We start from the raw sequence: 19,906 nt of genomic DNA on the forward strand, positions 1-19,906 counted from the left end.
ACAATGACGGGTTATGCGGCGAAGCCCCAGAACTTGCTGGCCAGAAACGACAACACGGGTACAACTAGGACGGCGATAAGCGCGCAAGTTGTGCTACCCAGAGAGGTCCAGTGCAGCAGGAGTGCCAGAAGCACGCTATTAATCAGAAAGCCACCCACGGCTATTAGGAAGAAACGAAGGACAGCACTAGCGATGCCGGCTGAACTGCGGAAAGTCCAAAAGTAATGTCCGCAGAAGGACACGCCGAAGGCACACAGGAAGGCCAGCAGATTGGCTAGCAACGGTGCCAAGCCAGCTCGAATCAGCAGGGTGACAATGGCAAGGTGCACAGCTGTGGCGGCGAGTCCTACCAAACCAAAGCGACTGGCTACCAATAGCTCGCCAAAGGCGCGGCCTTCGCGCAGTGCCTTGAGCCTGGTGATCATGACTCGACCCGATCGGTCACTGTGTAATTCTTGCGCACCACATAGACCGGACGGCGCTTGGCTTCGATATAGGTTCGCCCCAGATACTCGCCAAGAATGCCTATTCCCATGAGCTGCAGACCGCCCAAGAACGTGACCGAGACGATGATGGAGGCATAACCGGGCACATCCACACCCTTGATCAACACTTTCAGGGCGATAGATATGGCGAAGAGGAAGGACACCAGGGAGACTGCTGATCCCAGATAGGTCCAGACCCTCAGGGGATCAGTACTAAAGCTGGTGACGCCTTCCAAGGCGAAGTTCCACAGCCGCCAGCCGTTGAATTTGGTCGAACCGGCGATCCGCTCAGGGCGCGCATAGTCCACGTAGGCGGTGCGAAAGCCCACCCAGGCGAACAACCCCTTCATGAATCGGCGCGACTCCGGGAGTTCCTTGAGCGCCTCCACCACGCAACGATCCATTAGGCGGAAATCGCCAACATTCTCCGGCAATTGGGGATCGGCAATCTTGTTGTGCAGACGATAGAACCAGTTGGCCGAGGCACGCTTGGCCCAGGAATCCGAGTCGCGATTTAGGCGTCGTCCGAGAACGACCTCATAGCCCTCGCGCCATTTGGCAATCATCTCCAGAATCACCTCGGGTGGATCCTGGAGATCGACGTCAATCGGCACGATCAGCTGACCGCGGGCTTCTTCGAGACCGGCGGTCATGGCCGCTTCCTTGCCGAAGTTGCGGCTCAGATCCAGCACTCGGATTCGTGGCTCACGCCGCTGGCATTCCAATAGCGTCTGCAAGGTCGCATCGGTACTGCCATCGTTGATGAACAGAAACTCCAGGTCGATTCCATTCTGTGTCGCAAAGACGGCCCCTACTCGCTCCAGGAAGAAAGGAATGGCTTCCGTCTCGTTGAATACCGGTATTACCAGGGTTAATAGCACCGGCGTGTCCGTGGCGCGTGGCCCGAGGTCGTAGCTGTTCAACCTGTCTCCTTTGGACTAGACCTGGCTTCGCCTGATAACACCGCGAACCTGTCTACCTCGTAGTGAATACTGCAATCAGGGCAATTCTTTCAGATAGAAAAGTGTCTGCCCCCAATAGGGGGCAGACGATAGGGGGTGGGCGGCGCGGATGCAAACCCTATTGCCTTCCGCTCATCCTTTGGCGACCTCTCCTTCCTTGACGCCCGTCTTGCGCTCTTCACCGGGCGTAGGTACCGCCAGCCAACCGTTGATCTTCTGGATATCGGTATCACGGAAACCGCCACTCCAACGCAGCAGCACCAGCTGGTTGGTGACGAAGTCGTATTGCGCCTGCAGATAATCCCGTCGTGCGCTGTATTCCTGCTGCACCGCGTTGAGCACATCCACGGCGGTCGCCACGCCCAGGCTGAGCGATCGCTCACTGGCGGCGCGGGACTTGATCGCCGAGTCCAGGGCATTGCGCGACGAACCGATCTTGGCCAGGTCCGCAGCGCTCTTCATGTAGGCCGTGCGCGTTTCCTTCACCACCTGACGGCGAATCGATTCGTACTCCTGCTCCGCGGCATCGCGCGAGCCATAGGAGCTGGCGACACGGGCGCTGGTCGAGCCGCCGCTATAGAGCGGGATCTGCACGCTGATGGTGGCCGAGTAGGTATTGATCGCGGAAGAGGCGATGACGTTGTCGTAGGCGAAGTCGCTGCGCTGCGCGCCCAGGTTGAAACTCAGGGTCGGCAGATGACCGGCCTTGGCCTCGGAGATACCGTAGTTGGCGGCATCCACGGCGCGCTGCTTGGCCTCCAGTGCAGGGTTGTTCGCCACTGCCGAGTTGACCCACTGCTCCTCGTCACCTTGCGGCATGGCCAGTTGGGCTTTTTCGTTGAGGCGTTTGAGTGGCTGATAGACCGAACGGCCGATCAGCTCACCCAGTGCCTCACGGGTTACCTGGATCTGGTTGCGTGCTTCGATCTCCTGCGTTTTCAGGCTATCAACCTTGGCGGAGATCTGCAGCACGTCGGTGACTGTGCTCATTTGCTTGTCGAACAGCGCCTGGGCACGATCCAGGTTGCGCTGCGTCGCCTTGCGTTCAGCCGTGACCAGTTCGAGCGTGTCTTCAGCCGCCAAGGCGGCGAAATAACGCTGTACCAGGTCCGCGGCCGACTGGGTCTTGGCATCCTCGTATTGGGCACGGTACTGCTCGGTCAGTTGCTCATAGCGCTTGAAGCCGCGCCAGGCGGCAGCGTTGTAGAGTGCCTGGCTCAGGGTCAGGTTGTAGCTCTCGCCGTTGTAATTGAGGGTCTGCAGGCCCTCCTCGCGCCGAACCCGACTGGTCGAAGCCCCGCCGCTCAACTGCGGCAGCACCTGGCCGAAGGCGGCGCGCTCCTGGCCCTCCAGATTCTTTACCTGAGCCTCGGCACCACGAATACGGGGATCCGACACCGCGCTGTCCTGATAGAGCTTCCAGAGGTCTACGTAATCCTGTGACCTAGGCGCGATGGGCGTCTGTGCCTGTACCCAGCCAGAGCAGCCCAACACGGCCACCAATGCAAGAAACTTGGCGTTCATGTCTGCTCTACTCCTCGATCATCGAGCGAGCCATGGCATTGCGCGCTGGCTTGAGCAGGTATTGCAGCATGGTGCGCGAACCGGTGTTGATCAGCACGTCGGCAGGCATGCCTGCCACCAGCTCCCGATGCCCGAGATCCTTCTTGCCCTGTTCGGTCAATTTTACGCGGCCTAGGTAGTAAGGCGTACCGTCGCGCTCATTGGTAATTCGGTCGGCCGACACATAGACCAATTCGCCCTCGATGATGGGCGTGGTGGCATTGCTGAAGGCACTGAAACGAACTTCGGCCTTGGTCCCCAACTCTACGCGGTCGATATCCTTGGGTTCGATGTGCACCTCGACGATGAGCTTGGCGGCATCCGGCACGATATCGAGCAAATTGGTACCCGATTGCACGACGCCCCCGATGGTATGCACTGCCAGGTTCATCACCATACCGCTGACGGGTGCCTTGACCTCGGTCCGGTTGTATTTGTCTTGCAGGGCGCCCACACGCTCGCGCGCCTCGTAGATTCGCGACTGAGCATCGGCCAGCCGACTCGCCACGTCCGATTTGAATTTCTGCGTAGTCTGCAGGATCTGCAAGCGCGTCTCGCCGATTTGGACCTTAGCTCGGGCAATAGCCGAACGCTGATCGGCGATCTCCGCCTGTAGGCGCGACAGATTGCGCTCCTGGTCGCGAAGGCGTTCGTTACTGACGAAGCCTTCTTTCAACAGACCAGTAAGATCCTTGATCTCGCTGGCATAAGACTTGGCCAAGCTCTCCTTGCTGGCGATGACCTCGTTATAGCCACGAATTTGCTGCCCCAACTCGGCAGCGCGATTCTTCAGGACGTCGATCTCACCACGGCGAGCATCGCGCCCTGCCAGGAAGATCTGCCGCTCACTGGCGCGAGCTTCCTGGACGCGCTTGTCCGCAGTTGGAAAGTCACTTGCACCAAAGGTGATGTCATTGGCGTCGTCGCGCTCTGCGATCAGTCGGGCCTCCTGCGCCTGGGCAGCAATAAGCTGGCCACGGGTAGCTTCCAGCTCCGAACCTGCCTGAGTACTGTCTAGCACGATCAGCACGTCTCCCGCTTTGACGTCATCGCCATCGTGTACCCGCACCTCGCGGACGATACCGCCCTCCAGGTGCTGGACCGACTTGCGGTAGCTGTCTACCGCCACCACGCCTGTGGCGAAGGCCGCGCTATTGAGCGGCGCCAGTGCTGCCCAGCCGCCGCCAATGCCGAACACGGCAAAGAGAATGATGAAGCCCAACCGACGCACGGGGGCATCGTTGACCTTCAGGCCCGCGGCCTCGGCTTCCATGTAGACGTCTTTCATGCGGGCGCTCCTCCTGCACTACCAGGCTTGGGCGGCAAGGGGGTAACCGAACCTGGATTAGCCACTGGCTGAGGCCCACCGGACTGCTGCGCCTTGAGCTGAGCCAGTACCTGATCACGTGCTCCGGACATCACGATCTGGCCTTCGCTCAGTACCAGGAGGTTATCCACATAGGCCAGGGCGCTGACCCTGTGGGTAATGATGAAAAGCGTGGTGCCCTTCTGCTTCAGCTTTATAAGAGCCTCGCCCAGTGCGCGCTCACCGACGTCGTCCAGATTGGAGTTCGGCTCATCAAGGATGACCAGTTTCGGATCGCCGTATATGGCACGCGCTAGTCCGATACGCTGACGCTGCCCACCCGATAAAACACCACCATGGGCACCGATGACGGTGTCATAGCCTTGGGGCAAGCGAAGGATCATTTCGTGGACACCCGCGATCTGGGCAGCGTCAACCACCTTTGCCGCATCCACCTCACCGAAGCGCGCGATATTGTCACCTATAGAACCCTCAAAAAGCTCGATGTCCTGAGGCAGGTAACCGAGGTATGGACCTACCGCTGCTCGATCAAGGTGGAACATGTCTGCCCCATCCAAGCGCACTTTTCCGCTCTGAGCAGGCCAGATTCCAAGGAGCGCCCGTGCCAAGGTAGATTTACCGGCAGCGCTCGCGCCTAGGACACCAACAGAAGCGCCGGGAGGGGCTCGAAAACTAATCCCTTTGAGTACAGGAAGATGAGCGCCGGGAGGCGTAACCACCAGTTGTTCAACAGAAAGATCTCCAGTCGGAGCAGGTAAAGACATACGCTCGGGCTCTGCTGGAATCTGCTTCAATACCTCGTTCAATCGAGCATATTGTCCACGTGCGTTAACGAAGCCTTTCCAGTTTGCAATCATTTGATCAATAGGCGCGAGTGCCCGACCAATCAGCAGAGAGGCAGCTGTCATGAGTCCAGGCGTGATCTCGTTGTTGATGACAAGATAAGCACCCAGTCCAAGCACAAATGATTGCAGGAGTATTCGCCAGGTACGCGATATATTAGAAATCGCTCCACCCATCTCGCTTGCCCTGCCCTGCAGAGCAAGCGTCTTGTAATTTCTCACCTTCCATTTTTTGGTCAGGTTAGGAAGCATTCCCATGGCCGACAGGACTTCAGAATTACGCAGCGCCATTCCTACCAAGCTCAATGCAGCGCTGTTTTCTTTATTTGCATCAGATAGCCTTTTTGCTGTAGCGCGTTCATTTGCAAAAGCAAGAGCAGTTGCTACTAACGCGCCAACGACTGTTAACATCCCAAACCACGGATGGAAAAAAAACATGATGCCGATATATATAGGCATCCACGGAGCGTCAAAAAAGGCAAAAACACCACTGCCGGTTAAAAACTGACGCAGCCCTGTTAAATCTCCCATAGGCTGGGCAGAAGTCCCTGTACTACCGGTGTACAGCGACTGCTTAAAACTAGCCCCTAATACGCGTTCGCCAAGCAACAGGTCTAACTTAGTTGATATTCTCACCATTATGCGAGAACGAATCCACTCTAAAGCCCCGTAGGTTGCCATCAATACAGATATCAGGATTGTAAGCATTAAAAGCGTAGTAACGCTCCGACTACTAACAACCCTATCATAAACCTCCAGCATATAAAAAGATGGAGCTAGGAGCAAAATATTTATAAACAAACTAAAGAAACCCGCTGCTAGGAAGCTTGATTTACAAGCCTCCAAAGCCAGTTGCAGGTCCGTTTTCGTGATGACCTTCATTTGAGATAAAAACCCCTCAGATCAATTATTTCTTGTAAACCAAAAGCCGGACAACCCTAAGACTTGCATTATTGTTAAGCGTAATCAATCTCGGCTCTATAAAGGTATTGTTCGCATCGACTTGAAAGGTAGTACGAAAGCTGGCGGACCCCGAAAGGTCGGAGTGATAAAGCTTGTGGAATCCAAAATCGGAAACCACATCCACAGCATAAGCAGACCAATCTGCTGCCTCTATCTCTAAATCAAGAACATAAGTTCCGGGCGCCAGATCCAGTTTCATACCATAGAGCAAAAACCCCGGATCACTTCGCATGATAGAGGTATTTTCTTGATTGAACATACCTTCAACGACTACACCTTCCCCAAGGAAAAACTCATTGCTTTTCGACAAATAGGCAACAACATACTGCTTTTCACTAGCGGATTTCATACAAGAAACTCTGTTGACGTTTAAGGAAGCATTCTCGCCTGGACACTCTCTATAATAAGAAGCAAAGGGTAAGCTATCGGAGTTTTCATAACGGCTATCATCACCGGCTACTATTCTGCTATCGATATCAACATAGTGCTCCCTGTCCATCGAGAAAAATTCGTCGCTATTTGACAAGTTATCCCAAGCTTCCTCAAGGGAGAGACCACCCTCAATTGCAGAGCAGTAATCTTTCAAACCCTTCTCATCTGGCATGCGTCCGAGCACCATCATATACAGCTCAGATACGACAGTTGCTGTATCGACATGATCTGCGCTATCAATTACTGGCACGCCACCTTTTGAAAAATATCTAACCTCGCTACCAGACATCCAAGTCTTTATTCGATCAGCCGAGGTCAGAAAGCCACTTCCCAGGGCTCCATTATTTCTTGCCAAACATATAAAGAATTCTCGCCTTTGCTCCTCTGAAACCGAGAGCAATTTGTGACGAAAGACTTTCCAGAAACGTTGAGATCCGCCCCCCGGCAAAATCTCTTTTATCAGCTCTCGGCATCCTTCAAATTCTTCCAGCTTCGCAGCAATTATCTTAAACCACAAATTAGACGCACTATTCTTTTCCAGATCCTGTTCATCACCTGCCAAAATCTCAAAGGCAGATTTTCCGGGAAAAGCCAAGATTTTTCCCTCATCGTAAAAATAGAGGCTTAACGGAGCCTTAACATTCAACAAGCTAGACGTGAGTTCCAAACGAAATCCATACTTCCCATCGGCGATTCCGAGCGACAAGAGGTCGGGACGAAACTCCGTACAGGTAGCTTTCCCCAATACCTGCTCTCCCTGGACGACCACCACGTCAATTCGTTTTTTTGGAGAGTCCGCGTCATATAGCCAACCCGCGATCAGATCTGAATTTACGGTATCAACAAAACCTGAGTATTTAGCCATAAGATGATCCACTAGCAATAAGCATCAATGACATTCGAGTAGAAGCTTCCAATGCGTTCAAAGGAGTTTGCATGTGCAAAAGACTTGATAGCATCATTCAAACGTCTTGAAGAGTCCCCTATCGAAGATGCTTCCAAGACCTTACTTGCTAGCGTATAGATAGATTGAGGATCTATACGAGGAATGACACCTTCAAATTCATCGAACATACTTGCTGTGGAACAGATTATTGGAATTTCAGCGCGGATCGCGACTCTGATAGCTCCGCTCGCCGATTCAGGAACCTCCGAGTAGGGAAAAACCGCCACATCGGAATCAGCCAACTCCGCTATGACTGTATCTAACGAATTGAATCTAGTGTCCAGTTGGATTTTATCTTCAAGCGATAGTGCTCTGATGATCGCTTTGAGCCGAAGCAAGTAATCATAACTCGAGCGCTCCTTCTTGACGCTAATCAGCATTTTTGCTCGGCACGCGACCCCTATCGAATTCAATAGTGAGACCAGATAGAGGACAACCTCAAAGTTCTTATGCGGCAAGCAAAATCCAAAAGTAGATAGTACTATCTCTTTATTATCTCTACTCTGTCTATCCTCAAGGCCCTGAGCACTCGCTGCTATTCCATGAGGTACTCTTATTACATCTTCAAACCCAGCCGCCTTGAGACGACCAAAGTCCACTTTGCTGTGTGCAATCGACAGAGATATATAAGAGCTCTCTATCAAGGAAAGATCCACCTCAGCGGGTATTCCATGAAACTCTAGAATCAGCTTTTTATTTGCATAATGAAGCGCCATAGAGATGTCATTAATATCCGCAACCGAGAAGAAGCCGAAGTGGTGTTGCAACACAACCACATCACTCGCTCTTTCCAAAAGCGATGTTATAAGCGCTTTAATACCGTTACTATGGCGATACCATACGGGAATAATGTCGACAGCGCCTTCCTTTGCAATAAGGCAAGCAGGCGACGATTGATTTTCATCTAATGTAAAAACCCGCTCACAAAATACGTTCTTGATTCTCTCTGCCATTGAAGAGGCTGCCAGAAGCTCTTGGCTGTAAGTAGCGATACCGCACTCGACCCCCCAAGTCGAAATGATGGAAATGTCACGCGCTACCTTAGCCTTCTTCTTTTTGCCAAAGGACTTTTCCAACCCAATCTTGAGCTGGACTATCGTTGAACGCCAAGTCAAAGATTTAGCAGTTTCTATACCGGCGGCTGCCAATTTTTCCAGTGCAATCGGAGAGGACTTTTGGACACGCCGCATTCCTCGTCTTAAGCTCATGACATCAGGCTCTGCAACCATCGATCCTGAAAAAGAGACATGAGATATAGACTGAATTAGTGAATAGTCTATGAGCACCGAATTTCCGTGATTACAATAATCCATATGCCCCGAAAAGCCTGTCACTATAACCGGCGTTCCATAAAGCATGGACTCCGCGGCAGGAAGCAAAAACCCTTCTCCGCGAGTTGGAAAAACAGTGCAATCTGCAGATAGGTAGAGTCTTGCCAAATCCCCACTATCCAGCGAATCGTAGATGATCGTTATTCTTGATCTTACCGAAGGTCTTAAACCATCTACGAATTCATCGAGCCATCCATTGTGCGGATTTCTAAAAGTTTTAATGATGAGCTCTGCACCATTATCTTCGGCGAACTCATCATTAAAGGCGTTGAGTAATGCGTCGACTCCTTTACGCCAAAAGCAAGAAGAAACATGAAGAAATATAAATTTGTCTTTATTCTTTTTATCGAACCTATCTAATTCGGAGTAGCTGCCAAGGTGATCCACCCCTTCACCGACTACGAATACTGGAACGGTCAGCCCTCCGACCAGCAGGGCGTCTTCAGTGAATTTGCTAGCAACGGCAACGAAATCGAAATCCCTATTAAACTTATCGACTATTTTAAAAGGAACTACAGTCTCTTCCCAGGCCCAGCATATTGCTCCCACCAGAGGGGCCTTGCGATCAACGTGTACTGGCCAATCATTGAAAAGGTGCAGATCGAAATTATCGTCAAATGACCGGGAGAAAACCTTTTCACTTAAACCTGCTTTTACAACCTCGCTATCAGCAGTGATCTTTTCAAAACTTTCGTTCGAGGAAGTTATGTATACGTCATAGCCCTCCTGCACTAAGGCTACAGCGATGCTTCTATTAACGATTGCAAGACTATAGTCACCACAAAAAGACCCTTCCAGGAGGACTCTCTCAACTGTTTTCATGTCTATTCCAATTAGAACACCGGCCTGAGGAAAACTTCTTCAACGCCCACTGAAAGACTTCTATCATCACCAGCGATGTCGCATTCTGCAGGAGATATATGGTTTTTTGTAAGGATAACAATACTATTATCCTTTGCCGCTGCAGGAAAGGTCAGCAGGCATCTTTCATTACTCAGGAAGCCGTCAAAAACGGCTTCACCGTTTAGTAAGACTTTAATATGCTGTTCATACTCAGGATTTGGTTTGAAGACCGCAAGCATGATGTTGACATGCACATCCAAATCGCGTCCGTGATCAAGGAGCTGGAAACCAAGCGTGTGGACGGGACCTATGCCCCAAACGCCCCACTCTTCCAGGTAGGACCATCCATAGAATAGATATCTCTCAAGTTCTACTCCCGCTACTCTACTGAGATAATGCATGGGAAAGAAAAGATGACCTTTGCATTGACTAGCCGAATAATCTAAGAGCTTTTTTTGATACCACGAATCGAATAGATACTCAGGTATTATGCTTTCATCACATGCCGCCAATTCAAAATTGGTATTATTTCTCTGTAAAGCACAGTCAAATGTCGAAAGATTCGAATTATTGAAACCTAGATCCGCTATTGAAAGCATGGGAGCGCACAGCGCCTCGAAAAGCACATCTAGTAAATTCAGTTTCTTAAAGGTATAGGCCACATTATGCCCGCCCCTTACCCAGTAGGAAGTGAACGGAAGCCGCGCAACATGCAGTGTATCTTCGTAATCATCGATCGAGAATAGAACGATATATTCGACACCTGCCGCCGCTGGAAAATAGTCCAACAACTCCGGATTTTCAACCGCATTTACGATTTCGATGTTACGAATGTCGAAATCGGTCGAGAGAGTTGATCTGGGCGAGATTGCGACAACCCTATCCGCTTTGACATACTTCGCCAACCTTAAAATCCCAGCTCCTCCCATGCTTGAGCCTAAAAGGGTAATTCGTGACTCAGTATTGTCTGGAAGAAGGCCCTGTATAAAATCCACCAAGTCCATCCAGCCATGGGGATTTGTATACCACGACCGACTATTGTCCTTTACATAGACAAATGAATGATTAAAAGAAGACTTACCTACACCTTGAAAGTCAAACTCAGGGTCTTTGGAAAAATCGCTGCCAATTCCTGCAAGAATTATTACTACGGAGCTTACATTTTCATTCAATCTGAGCTTAACTTGATAGGCGCCTAACATTAGCTCTGCGTCATTATCAAGTGCCATATCAAACGTATCCTAATTCAGCCAACCTATCATAGTACTTTCGCCCGATTTCTTTTAGGCCGAACAAGTCGTCATACTCCGAAATGTCGTGCTTTTCGAAATATCTACCTTCATTTTTTAGGTAAACCTGCCGCATTGCCTGAGCCGCGATCTCAACCTCAGGATCTGCCCACCGTTGGCCAACAGCTTCGACGTATTCGTCCGAACCCACTGAAATCATTTTGTACGGGATCAGGTAAGCACCTTCACCAATACAAAAATCTCTGTTCCCTCCATAATTGGTAGCTATAACATCCATTCCCAACAAAAGCGCCTCAGCAATTCCTCGACCAAAGCCCTCTGCTCTATGAAGGGAAACAAAGCAGTTGCACGCGTTATATAGGGAAACCACCTCTTCCTTAGCAAGAACAGCGTCTATTATCTTGATCCGCCTATCTTCTTTAGCTGCAGCGACTATCTGATCCCAGACAGGACCTTGTGAAGCTCTCATTGCTTTTATTACGAGAAAAACTTGCTCATGCTTCTCCTTAAAGGCGGATATAAAAGCATTCAACACAGCGGCTGGGTTCTTCCTATATGCTGAAGAGTTACCATCGAACGAAAAAATAAATATAAAGCTATCAAGAGGCAGCTTGAATTTTTCTCTAGAATCCACCACGGATGGGATATTTGCATTAATCCATACTGCCATAGGCATGTGCTTTACCGGCACTGCGGAAACTGGATCAATAGCCCAAAAAGTATGCTGGCTCGAACACCAAATTTCATCAACTAGGCAAAAGGTATGCGTCCAGTTTTCAGGCCACGAACTCAGCTCCCAAGGCCAATAACCTATATTGTATCGACCTGAGAAGAGCCGTCTCCCCTGCTCTAAGAAAACCCGAAGCATCTCAAGCGCCGTTAGGCAGATGATGTTTACCGCATACTTTGGCTCGTCGCTAACCCATGCCTCCAAGCTCCGGTCGCCCTGACTTATCTCGTGTCCTGGCTTCACATTCACGATTACGAAAGGAATATTACGCTCGATGAGACAACGGGCCGCCATTCTCACATCTTCGCCGATGCCCAACTCACCATAGGCGTAACCTATGAGATTTACGCCACCAACCAGACTTCTGCTTTCTTCCGCCTTTTCTTCATCGGCCGGCCATGCAGTAGATCTTGCCTTCAAGATATTAGATAGGCCTGCTTCCACTATTCCGCACTTGTAGATCCAAGAGCGGTAGGCTAACAACCCTTCTTTATCACCTAGATCAAAAGCAGAGCGTATGTCTGGCCTGACTGAATATATGAGCTGAGAGAAAAGTGTCTTCTCTATCTGATCAGTATGGAAAAGAGCTCTCTTTTGCCAAGCTGGTACATCCTTCGCGGTCATGCCGATATCCGCCAACCCACCGCCGACAAAAAACCATGCCAGCGCCTTTAGCTGATCGTCTTCAGTGGCTAGCCTGCTATCTATATTTAAGTCTGGCCTCCCCGATATTACGAGTTGCAGCATCCGGGAAATCGCGACTGACCACCTAGTTCTAGGGAGGCTTGCTGGTACAGATAGTTCTCGCCAGTACTGGGAAAACTCACGTAGCGCTTGATATTCTCTGCGGCCGTGCACTACACACCAGCCCAAAAAACCTAGACGCGAATCAGTACTTTCCAATGAAATTCCTGGGAAACTCTTTTCGCGCAACTGCAATATCGCAAGGTGTATATGGTAAAACTTAGAAATCCCGGCCACCCCTAGCTCAGGAATCTCTTCGTAATAATAATGGGTAGCTGATACGAAACTATTTGGCTCCTCGAAGTATTGGGAGAAGTTCATCTACCCTCCCCCAAAGCACCGCCGTTCATGGATGAGAAACTCATGCCGGCGTAAGTACCCAATGCCCAGTCTGCGTTTAAAGACGGATGATAGGCAGGGTCATATCTGTATGACCTCCCCCAGCGCGAAAGCAGGAGATTTTGTTCTCTCCTGGATCGCGCAGCCTTGTCCGCCGTGGAGTCTTTCCCCCGACTCGCCGATTCCGCATGGATCAACTCGGCGAATGGCGTCCAGAGGATCTTCAGGCCGAGCTCATTGATACGCAGGCACATGTCCACATCATTGAAGGCGACGGGGTGGCGGACCTCGTCCATGCCCTCGATCTGCAGATAGAGGTCGCGGCGCAGGATCAAGCAGGCGGTGGTGCAGGCGGTCTGACGACGAGCAAGATGGTTGAAGCCCAGATAGCCAGGATCGTTACGCAACCAGTTGTTGCCCGTATGGGCGGCCAGGCCGTTGATGCCGATGACGACACCGGCATGCTGGACCATGTCGTTCTTCCACAGCAGCTTGGCGCCCACCGCTCCAACATCCGGTCGTACGGCCAGACTCATCATTTCCTTGAGCCAGTCGGGATGCAGGATCTCGATGTCGTTGTTGACCAGCCCTATGTATTCCCCCGTGGCGAACTCGACACCGACATTGTTCAAGGTGGCGTAGTTGAAGGGATAGGGATGCGGCAAGATGCGTACGCCGCGGGTCTTGAGTTCGTCGAAGTACTCCAGGGTCTGAGGATCGCTGGTCTGGTTGTCGACGATGATGAGTTCCAGATCCGGGTAGTCGGTCTGGGTTAGCAAACCTTCCATGCAGGCATGCAAGAGAGTGTAGGCATCCCGGGTAGGAATGATCAGGCTGACCTTGGGCAGTCGCTCTGGCAATGGCCAGTGAGTGCGTAACGCACCGGGCAATTTGGACTGGCGGCTCAGACGGGTACCCGGACGCAGCTTGTTCACCAGCCAGGTCAGGCGCTCCAGACGCTGCGGCTTGCCGGCATCGCAGGCGGCCGGCGTGGCGGGACTGTTGGCACTGCGATGGCTGAGCACCTGGGTCACGCGGGCGACACCTAGGTTGTCTTGCTCGGTGGCCAGGATAAGGGCGGCGAGTACACCTTCGTGATCGCATGGCAGCTCGGGCGCTGCATTCAGCAGTCGGACGGCGCGCTGGATGATGTCGCGGCCAAACAGGGCGCCGGCGGTAAAGAGATCGGCGCCCAGGTAGAGGTCCAGATCCCAGCTCGGTTTGAACCAGGGGTTGCTACGTAGACCATCCGCTCCGTCCTGATCGCTATCAGCGAAAGCCCAGGCCGCTTGCTTGCCTGCCTCTTTCGGTTGCAGAGCCAGCGCCAGTTGATCGAGGGCATGGGGCAGCAGGCGGCTGTCCAGTGGCTGGAGCAGCACGGCTTCGGCCCCCTCCTCCACCAGCAGCTGCAAGGAGGTAGACACATCAGCGGAATCGGCGACGGCCTGGGTGAAGGGTCGCAGGCGTTGTTGGCTCAGACTGTCCAGACAAGCCTGCCGCTCGGTTTCATCGGCGTCCCCATGGAGCAGCACGGCGATCCGGCTACCGGTCACGGTTTCTGGATACTGAGGTGCGCGCTGGTAATGAGCGAACCATTGAGGATAGTGGCCGAAGCCGGCACTACGCGGGCAGCGCTGATCGTAATCGCGCGCCAGGCGAATGAGCAGGTCGCGGGGTGCCGGATCGGCCTGCTCCGGCCAGTGAGCGGCTACCAATGCGCCGAGCCCATCGGCGTGGCAACAGACGGTGATGGGGCTACCCTGCAAGGGGTGGCCCTGGTCGTCTTCGATATGCACTTCGCGACGCTCGCCGTCCCCGAATTGCCAGGGCAGCTCCAGGCTGTAGCCATGATCGGCATCGGCACGATAGATGAGGGCGGGATGGTGCAGATCCGCCAGGCAACGGGCGACGATCTGATCGCCCAGGCGTGCCCTCACCTCGACGTGACGTCCTGGGGTGGTGTCATCCCAGACCCAGCCACCCACGGCCAGACCACCGCCATACCAGACCTGACTGCCCGGTACCTGAGCCTCGGCCTTGCGCGGCTTCTCGTTGGGCAGCTCCAGGGGTTCACCGATCCACGGGCCTTCGTTGGCCAACCGCACGGCGATACGCCGAGCTCCACTGAGCCAGGCCGGCTGCAGTTGAAGAGCGAAGCCGTGAAAGCCGTCACCGGCCAGCGGATCGTGCTGATAGGTGTCCGCACGTACCAAGGCTACGGAGGCCCCATCGATGACGACCTCCAATGCCAGACGCAGATCAGGCTGCGCAGGATCGAAGGCCCAACCCTCCAGTACATTGCCGTGAAGGCCTTGGATCTGGCCTTGCACAGTGACCAGGGCGGGAGCTTGAGAGAGTTCAGTCATGGAGAAACCTGTCGGGAAGGGCGTCGCCTAGCAGGGCATTCAGGGGCGCGGGCAGCAGACTGAGGGGATGGGCGCCCGCTTCGGTCGCGACCGCACCCGCGGGTGCATAGAGGGGCAAAGCGGTATGCCGGGCAATCTGAGGGGCAAACCAGGCGCTGGTCGGCGCAGCCTCAAGACTCAAGGCCAGGGTACAGCCAGCCAGGGCAGGTATCCGCGACCTGGAGACTCCGGGAAGCTCGATCAAGGGACTGACATTGCCGCTGGCGAGCAGGCTCTTTTCCCAGTGCGTGCGCTCGAGGAGCAGGAAGCGGCAGGCCAGGCCTTGCCGCCGGCTAAGGCGAACCAGCTGCAACCAGGCCTGAGCCAGGCATGGATCCGCCAGGGAATCAGCGATCAGGATATTGCCCAGGCGTTGAGTCGGTGGCTGGTCGAACGACACAAAAGGTGCGCCCGCCGCCACAGGTACCTGGGGATTGCTCATCAGCAACGTGGTGGTGAGCGCGGCGAAGGTCACGCGCTGCTCGTCAGCTGCCTCGCGGAAGCCGTGAGCTGGGGAAGAGGTATCAGCGGCCGGATCGATCAGGCGATAGGGTACGCCGATTCGCTCGGGCAAGGCCCGCAGCAGCGCGGGACAGCACTCGGGCTGAATGTAGTCCAAGGCAGCTGGCCGCAATCGCTGCAGATCTACGATCAGCTGTTCTTTGTCTGTGGGCAGACGATAGTCCAGGAGCACCGGCAGTCCCTGGCCATGAATTTGGAGTCTGACCTGCAACTCGGCATCCGCCGGCTGAAAGGCAAGTACAAAGGCGGGTTCATCACCGCCCAACGCCGCGAGGAGATCGAGTCGATCAGCCGCGATGATCGCCGCACCGGTTTTGGCCGTCGCCAGTTGTGCACCGAGCTCGGCAAGTCGCTCGCGCTGCAGGCGCTGGCGGTAGGGCTTGAGCGGATCGTGACGATAGAAGCGCTCAAAGGCACGTTCGGCACCGGGGTAACGTTTGCGCAGGATGGCGTTGTTGAAGGCTACCCGTTCAAGCTTTTCCGCACCGAAGGACACACCACCCCGGTGAGCGACAAAGGCTCGCTGTGCCGCCACGTGCCGCCAACCCTGGGCCTTGGCCCTCAAGCACCAATCGGTTTCTTCGCCATAACCTCGCTTGAGCTGGATCTCGTCAAGCAGGCCGACCTGCTCCAGCGCCCGGCGCTTGATATAGAAGCAGAAACCGCAACCCACCTCGATTTCGGGCGGCGCCGAGAGGTCGCTGGCCGCCTGGCGATGCAGGACACGCTGTTCGTCCAGCGTGGGCATGGTGTGGCTCTTGCGGCTTTCCGGGAAGCTGAGTAGCTCGCCGTTGTTGCTGAATGGGGTGGCAGTGGCCACATCAGCTGCGGAATAGACCGCTTCACGCAGCTTGTCCAGCCAGTCGTCGCAGACCCGCGCATCAGCGTTCAACCACACCACATCACGCCCGGGATGCAGTGCCATGCCCCGATTCATGTTGCGGATGAAGCCCAGGTTGGCCGGGCTGCGATGCAGCTCGATCCGCCCAGCCTCGGCCAGTTCGCGCAGCGCCTGACTCAACTCTGGCTCGGGGCTTTCATCATCCAGCACCACCACGTTCATCGGGGTCTGGTTGGCGTCCAGGCTATCGAGCACGCCATGGATACAGGCGAGCGATGCCTCGCGCCCGCGATAGATGGGAATGAGCACATCCACGAGCGGTTCGATGGATTCTGCTGGTGTTTCAACCGGGATAGGCCGTAGGGGTTCGACGGCTGCCAGCGGACTGCCTAGAACCTCGCTGCCATCCGCCCAGCACAGGCGCACACGCCCCAGGGGAGCAGGCAGACGGATTCGAATGCCACCATGACGCCCGCCATTGATCGCCTTGGCCAGCAAGGGACTGGGCAGGTTGGCAACGATGGTCTGTTGGCGATCACCCAGTTTCAAGGTGAGCTTGACCGGGGTCTGCGGATGACGGGTATCCAGCGCCCAACCCCGAATTTCCTGGCTGGCCGGATCGAATTCGACATGTCCCCAGCGCCGTGGCGACAGTTGCTGCAACAGCACGGCCAGTTCGTCGGCGCTATTGACGTAGGGCAGCTGCTCGACCAGTTGCGCGGGTTTGACGCCCGGTAGCGCGATGAGCGCACGCAAACGCAATAGCCGAACCGCGGGAGTATTACGGGCAGGATTGGCCGGGTCGGCGAGAAAATTGTAGGCGGCTTGGGACTCACCCTTTTGCAGAAGCACATGAGCGAGCAACGCAGCCGTTTCGCCCTGCCGGGCCAGACTGGTATTGGCTTCGGCCAAGGCCAGGAAAGCCTGATCCAGCGCGCCTCTATTGAGCGCCGCAAGACCGGCGGAGACCAGCGCTACTGGGCGCTGGTCGGGAATCTGAAGTGCCAGTTCGAGACGACGTTGAGCCTCTTCTGGCTGTCCGGCCTGGAGCAGAGCCTGATAGTGCTCCATGAGTGTCGATTGGCTCATGGGCATCGGTCTCCGCGAAAAGCCAGGTGGATCAGAGTACTACCGTTTTAAAAAAGACTTCCGGCCCTAAGGCCGGAAGTCTTGTTTCAGGTCAGCGAAGCGCTGTTAGACCTGACCGGTGACCACGATGACGCCGGTGTCGTGAGCTTGGGATTCGGCAGAACCGACGATTCCCACAACCACATCGGCACGGGTGTGACCGGTTACCAGCTGCTGTGCCCAGAACACCAGACCTTCCGCATCGGCGGTACGGCCCAGGGCACCTTGGTAGATGTCCTGAATGAACTTGGCATCAGACACGTTGCTACCGTGGGCAGTGGTGTATTCAGCAGAGTTGATGAAGTTGTTAGCGATGGTGGACAGGCTGGTACCACCGTTAACTTGTTGGGTGTAGAACTGCGCGCCGCCGGCATCAGCGTCACGGCCGAGCAATGCATCAAACATACGCAGGGCAGCACCCTCGGCCTGAGAGTTGACGATAGCAAGGCTTTCGGTACCGTTGACGCTGGCCACGAACTCAACATTGGTCAGAGTTGCTTGACCGCTGGTAGTGCTGTTCAGCACAACGCTGCCGTTAGATACAGACACGGTGTAGTTGGCCACGTTGCTGATGTTGACGATGTCATAGCCAGCGCCACCGTCGATCTTGTCGACGCCGTTACCTGCGTAGATCACATCATTGCCAGCACCAGTGCTGACCGTGTTGGTGCCGCCGTTCAGGACAACGGTGTCATTGCCACCGGCGGTGGTGATCTTGTCGTTGCCAGCACCAGCGTCGACGAAGGTGTTGACGTTGTCGGTGATGGTGATGGTGTCGTTGCCCGAACCGCTCACGACAACGCGAGCTGCGTCAGAACCTTCGACGGCAGCAGTGGTGGTGACGGCAGCGGAGTTGCCGATAACGGCAGTCACGTTGGCGCTGGTGTTGAACAGGATAGCCGAGCTGTTGGCGACAACCGAGGGGATGCTCACGGTGACGTCAGTACCAGCTGCGCCCAGGTCGCTGAAGAAGGTCACTTTCGGAGCGACGATCTGACCACTGGCATCGAAGTTGACCGACAGGTTGCTACCGGTAGAGGTTGCAACCGGCAGAGTGGCGGTCGTGTTGCTCAGGTTCAGGATGGTCGAAATGGCATCGACGGTGCTGCTGCTCAGAGCGGCGTTGGAGGTCAGGGTGGTGTTCAGAGCAGAAGCGGTAATGGCGGCATCGTATTGCATGAAAAGAATCTCCTGGGTCGCGCGTCAGTTCGTGACTTGCGCGGAATGAAGCGGGGTTTGGGTGAGATCTTCCCTGGGAGACTGGTAGCGGGCAGCGTTCATCTCGATGCGGGGGGTGATCGATACATGTAAAGCAACTAGCTTGGCCTGCCCTTGTTGGGCAGTAACTTCCTGGCCGTCCACGAGGTCCTGCGGAGGGCATCCGGCAAAGACCGCCTGGGCGTCCAGAACGTATTCGGCGCGGCGCGGCCCGACCAGAGCCATGGCCACCGCGGTGATGGGTGCGCGTTTGCCGCGCGAACCCGAAAAATTGCCGCTGAGGACAGCGGGTTGCAGGACATCGGCGACCTTGCAGCTATAGGCGACGTCAACGCCCTGAGGCTTGTTGGGCCAGACGATGGCGAACCCCTCAAGACGGGCTTCTTGATCGAGGTTACCCACCCATTCGTCGGCCGTCACATCACCTTGAGCCTGAACATGCCCAATCAGCTTGAGTACCACTGGGCTGCCATGGCGCTCAGCACGAGCAGCAGCTTCAAGAGCCTTGTTGGCCACGACCGGAGCCTTGCGCTGCTGTTCGGAGCGAATGATGTCAGCAGAGGTATCGATGCGATCGACACGCAGATCGACCTGGCGCACCGGCAGATCGGCACGCTGGTATTCGGTGATTAGCAGGGTTCCAGCACCGTTCTTGACACGCACGATCAGCGTATCGCCAAGACGGGACAGGGTATTGCGGACAACGGTTTCGCCGGGAAAGAAATCGACCGAGCTCTTGCCGATGGGGGCAGGCTGCAGACTAATTAGACAGGGCTCCTCGGCAATCTCTTGGGAGGCATATCGAACGATATACATCCCGGGCTCGAGGGTGAGCAGGGTTCTACCCCATTTCCACGGACGGTTTGAAAAGGGCTGAAAACTTCAGAGCTTGCCGGGCGACTCTACGGCGCATTCGTGGGTTATGAAACCGCTCGATGTAGTCGAATAAATCCGCCCGTGCTTCATCACGAGTTCGATACGACTGATGGGCAACGCGCTCCCGTTTGAGCTGACCGAAGAAGCCTTCACAGGCAG

Annotated in this window: 14 protein-coding genes; all 14 read right to left on the bottom strand. The window is 54.7% G+C overall.

Annotated elements, in window-relative coordinates; all coding sequences use genetic code 11:
• Positions 1-11 precede the first annotated feature (11 nt).
• Positions 12-425, bottom strand: coding sequence for a GtrA family protein (locus tag LRS53_RS21370; protein WP_231357239.1), 414 nt, complete (start codon positions 423-425; stop codon positions 12-14).
• A complete protein-coding gene (locus LRS53_RS21375) occupies positions 422-1,408 on the bottom strand; it encodes a glycosyltransferase family 2 protein (RefSeq protein WP_231357240.1) in 987 nt (328 codons plus the stop codon). Before LRS53_RS21375 ends, LRS53_RS21370 begins: the two co-directional genes overlap by 4 nt.
• Before the next feature lie 171 nt (positions 1,409-1,579).
• A complete protein-coding gene (locus tag LRS53_RS21380; protein WP_231357241.1) occupies positions 1,580-2,971 on the bottom strand; it encodes a TolC family outer membrane protein in 1,392 nt (463 codons plus the stop codon).
• 7 nt (positions 2,972-2,978) lie between these two features.
• On the bottom strand, positions 2,979-4,298 hold the full coding sequence (locus LRS53_RS21385) for an HlyD family type I secretion periplasmic adaptor subunit (protein WP_231357242.1): 1,320 nt from the start codon (positions 4,296-4,298) through the stop codon (positions 2,979-2,981).
• Positions 4,295-6,061 (bottom strand): type I secretion system permease/ATPase, encoded by a 1,767-nt coding sequence (locus LRS53_RS21390; protein ID WP_231357243.1) that lies wholly within the window; start codon positions 6,059-6,061, stop codon positions 4,295-4,297. Before LRS53_RS21390 ends, LRS53_RS21385 begins: the two co-directional genes overlap by 4 nt.
• A 25-nt stretch (positions 6,062-6,086) precedes the next feature.
• On the bottom strand, positions 6,087-7,439 hold the full coding sequence (locus LRS53_RS21395; protein WP_231357244.1) for a DUF4214 domain-containing protein: 1,353 nt from the start codon (positions 7,437-7,439) through the stop codon (positions 6,087-6,089).
• 11 nt (positions 7,440-7,450) lie between these two features.
• Positions 7,451-9,673 (bottom strand): glycosyltransferase family 4 protein, encoded by a 2,223-nt coding sequence (locus tag LRS53_RS21400; protein ID WP_231357245.1) that lies wholly within the window; start codon positions 9,671-9,673, stop codon positions 7,451-7,453.
• Between the two features lie 11 nt (positions 9,674-9,684).
• Positions 9,685-10,923, bottom strand: a complete 1,239-nt coding sequence (locus LRS53_RS21405) for a hypothetical protein (RefSeq protein ID WP_231357246.1) — start codon at positions 10,921-10,923, stop codon at positions 9,685-9,687.
• A 1-nt stretch (position 10,924) separates the two neighbouring features.
• The gene (locus LRS53_RS21410) at positions 10,925-12,739 is read right to left on the bottom strand and encodes a glycosyltransferase (RefSeq protein ID WP_231357247.1); all 1,815 of its coding nucleotides are present in this window, start codon (positions 12,737-12,739) and stop codon (positions 10,925-10,927) included.
• Entirely contained in the window at positions 12,736-15,123 is a 2,388-nt protein-coding gene (locus tag LRS53_RS21415) for a glycosyltransferase family 2 protein (RefSeq protein WP_231357248.1), read from the bottom strand. Before LRS53_RS21415 ends, LRS53_RS21410 begins: the two co-directional genes overlap by 4 nt.
• Positions 15,116-17,437, bottom strand: a complete 2,322-nt coding sequence (locus tag LRS53_RS21420; protein ID WP_231357249.1) for a glycosyltransferase family 2 protein — start codon at positions 17,435-17,437, stop codon at positions 15,116-15,118. Before LRS53_RS21420 ends, LRS53_RS21415 begins: the two co-directional genes overlap by 8 nt.
• A gap of 282 nt (positions 17,438-17,719) precedes the next feature.
• Positions 17,720-18,832 carry a DUF4214 domain-containing protein gene (locus LRS53_RS21425; protein WP_231357250.1) on the bottom strand — a complete coding sequence of 371 codons (1,113 nt, stop codon included), beginning with the start codon at positions 18,830-18,832 and terminating at the stop codon, positions 17,720-17,722.
• A 24-nt stretch (positions 18,833-18,856) separates the two neighbouring features.
• A complete protein-coding gene (locus LRS53_RS21430; RefSeq protein WP_231357251.1) occupies positions 18,857-19,687 on the bottom strand; it encodes a cell wall-binding repeat 2 family protein in 831 nt (276 codons plus the stop codon).
• A 25-nt stretch (positions 19,688-19,712) separates the two neighbouring features.
• Positions 19,713-19,906 (bottom strand): IS3 family transposase (locus tag LRS53_RS21435; RefSeq protein ID WP_231357252.1); only part of this gene is annotated, 194 nt, incomplete at its 5' end.

Source organism: Pseudomonas sp. PLB05 (genome assembly GCF_021106615.1).
In the GTDB taxonomy this organism is placed as follows: Bacteria; Pseudomonadota; Gammaproteobacteria; order Pseudomonadales; family Pseudomonadaceae; genus Chryseomonas; species Chryseomonas benzopyrenica.

Coding starts and splice junctions, on each gene's coding strand:
- LRS53_RS21370 (WP_231357239.1), bottom strand. CDS start 425: ATGATCACCAGGCTCAAGGCACTGCGCGAAGGCCGCGCCTTTGGCGAG.
- LRS53_RS21380 (WP_231357241.1), bottom strand. CDS start 2,971: ATGAACGCCAAGTTTCTTGCATTGGTGGCCGTGTTGGGCTGCTCTGGC.
- LRS53_RS21385 (WP_231357242.1), bottom strand. CDS start 4,298: ATGAAAGACGTCTACATGGAAGCCGAGGCCGCGGGCCTGAAGGTCAAC.
- LRS53_RS21390 (WP_231357243.1), bottom strand. CDS start 6,061: ATGAAGGTCATCACGAAAACGGACCTGCAACTGGCTTTGGAGGCTTGT.
- LRS53_RS21395 (WP_231357244.1), bottom strand. CDS start 7,439: ATGGCTAAATACTCAGGTTTTGTTGATACCGTAAATTCAGATCTGATC.
- LRS53_RS21400 (WP_231357245.1), bottom strand. CDS start 9,673: ATGAAAACAGTTGAGAGAGTCCTCCTGGAAGGGTCTTTTTGTGGTGAC.
- LRS53_RS21405 (WP_231357246.1), bottom strand. CDS start 10,923: ATGGCACTTGATAATGACGCAGAGCTAATGTTAGGCGCCTATCAAGTT.
- LRS53_RS21410 (WP_231357247.1), bottom strand. CDS start 12,739: ATGAACTTCTCCCAATACTTCGAGGAGCCAAATAGTTTCGTATCAGCT.
- LRS53_RS21415 (WP_231357248.1), bottom strand. CDS start 15,123: ATGACTGAACTCTCTCAAGCTCCCGCCCTGGTCACTGTGCAAGGCCAG.
- LRS53_RS21425 (WP_231357250.1), bottom strand. CDS start 18,832: ATGCAATACGATGCCGCCATTACCGCTTCTGCTCTGAACACCACCCTG.
- LRS53_RS21430 (WP_231357251.1), bottom strand. CDS start 19,687: ATGTATATCGTTCGATATGCCTCCCAAGAGATTGCCGAGGAGCCCTGT.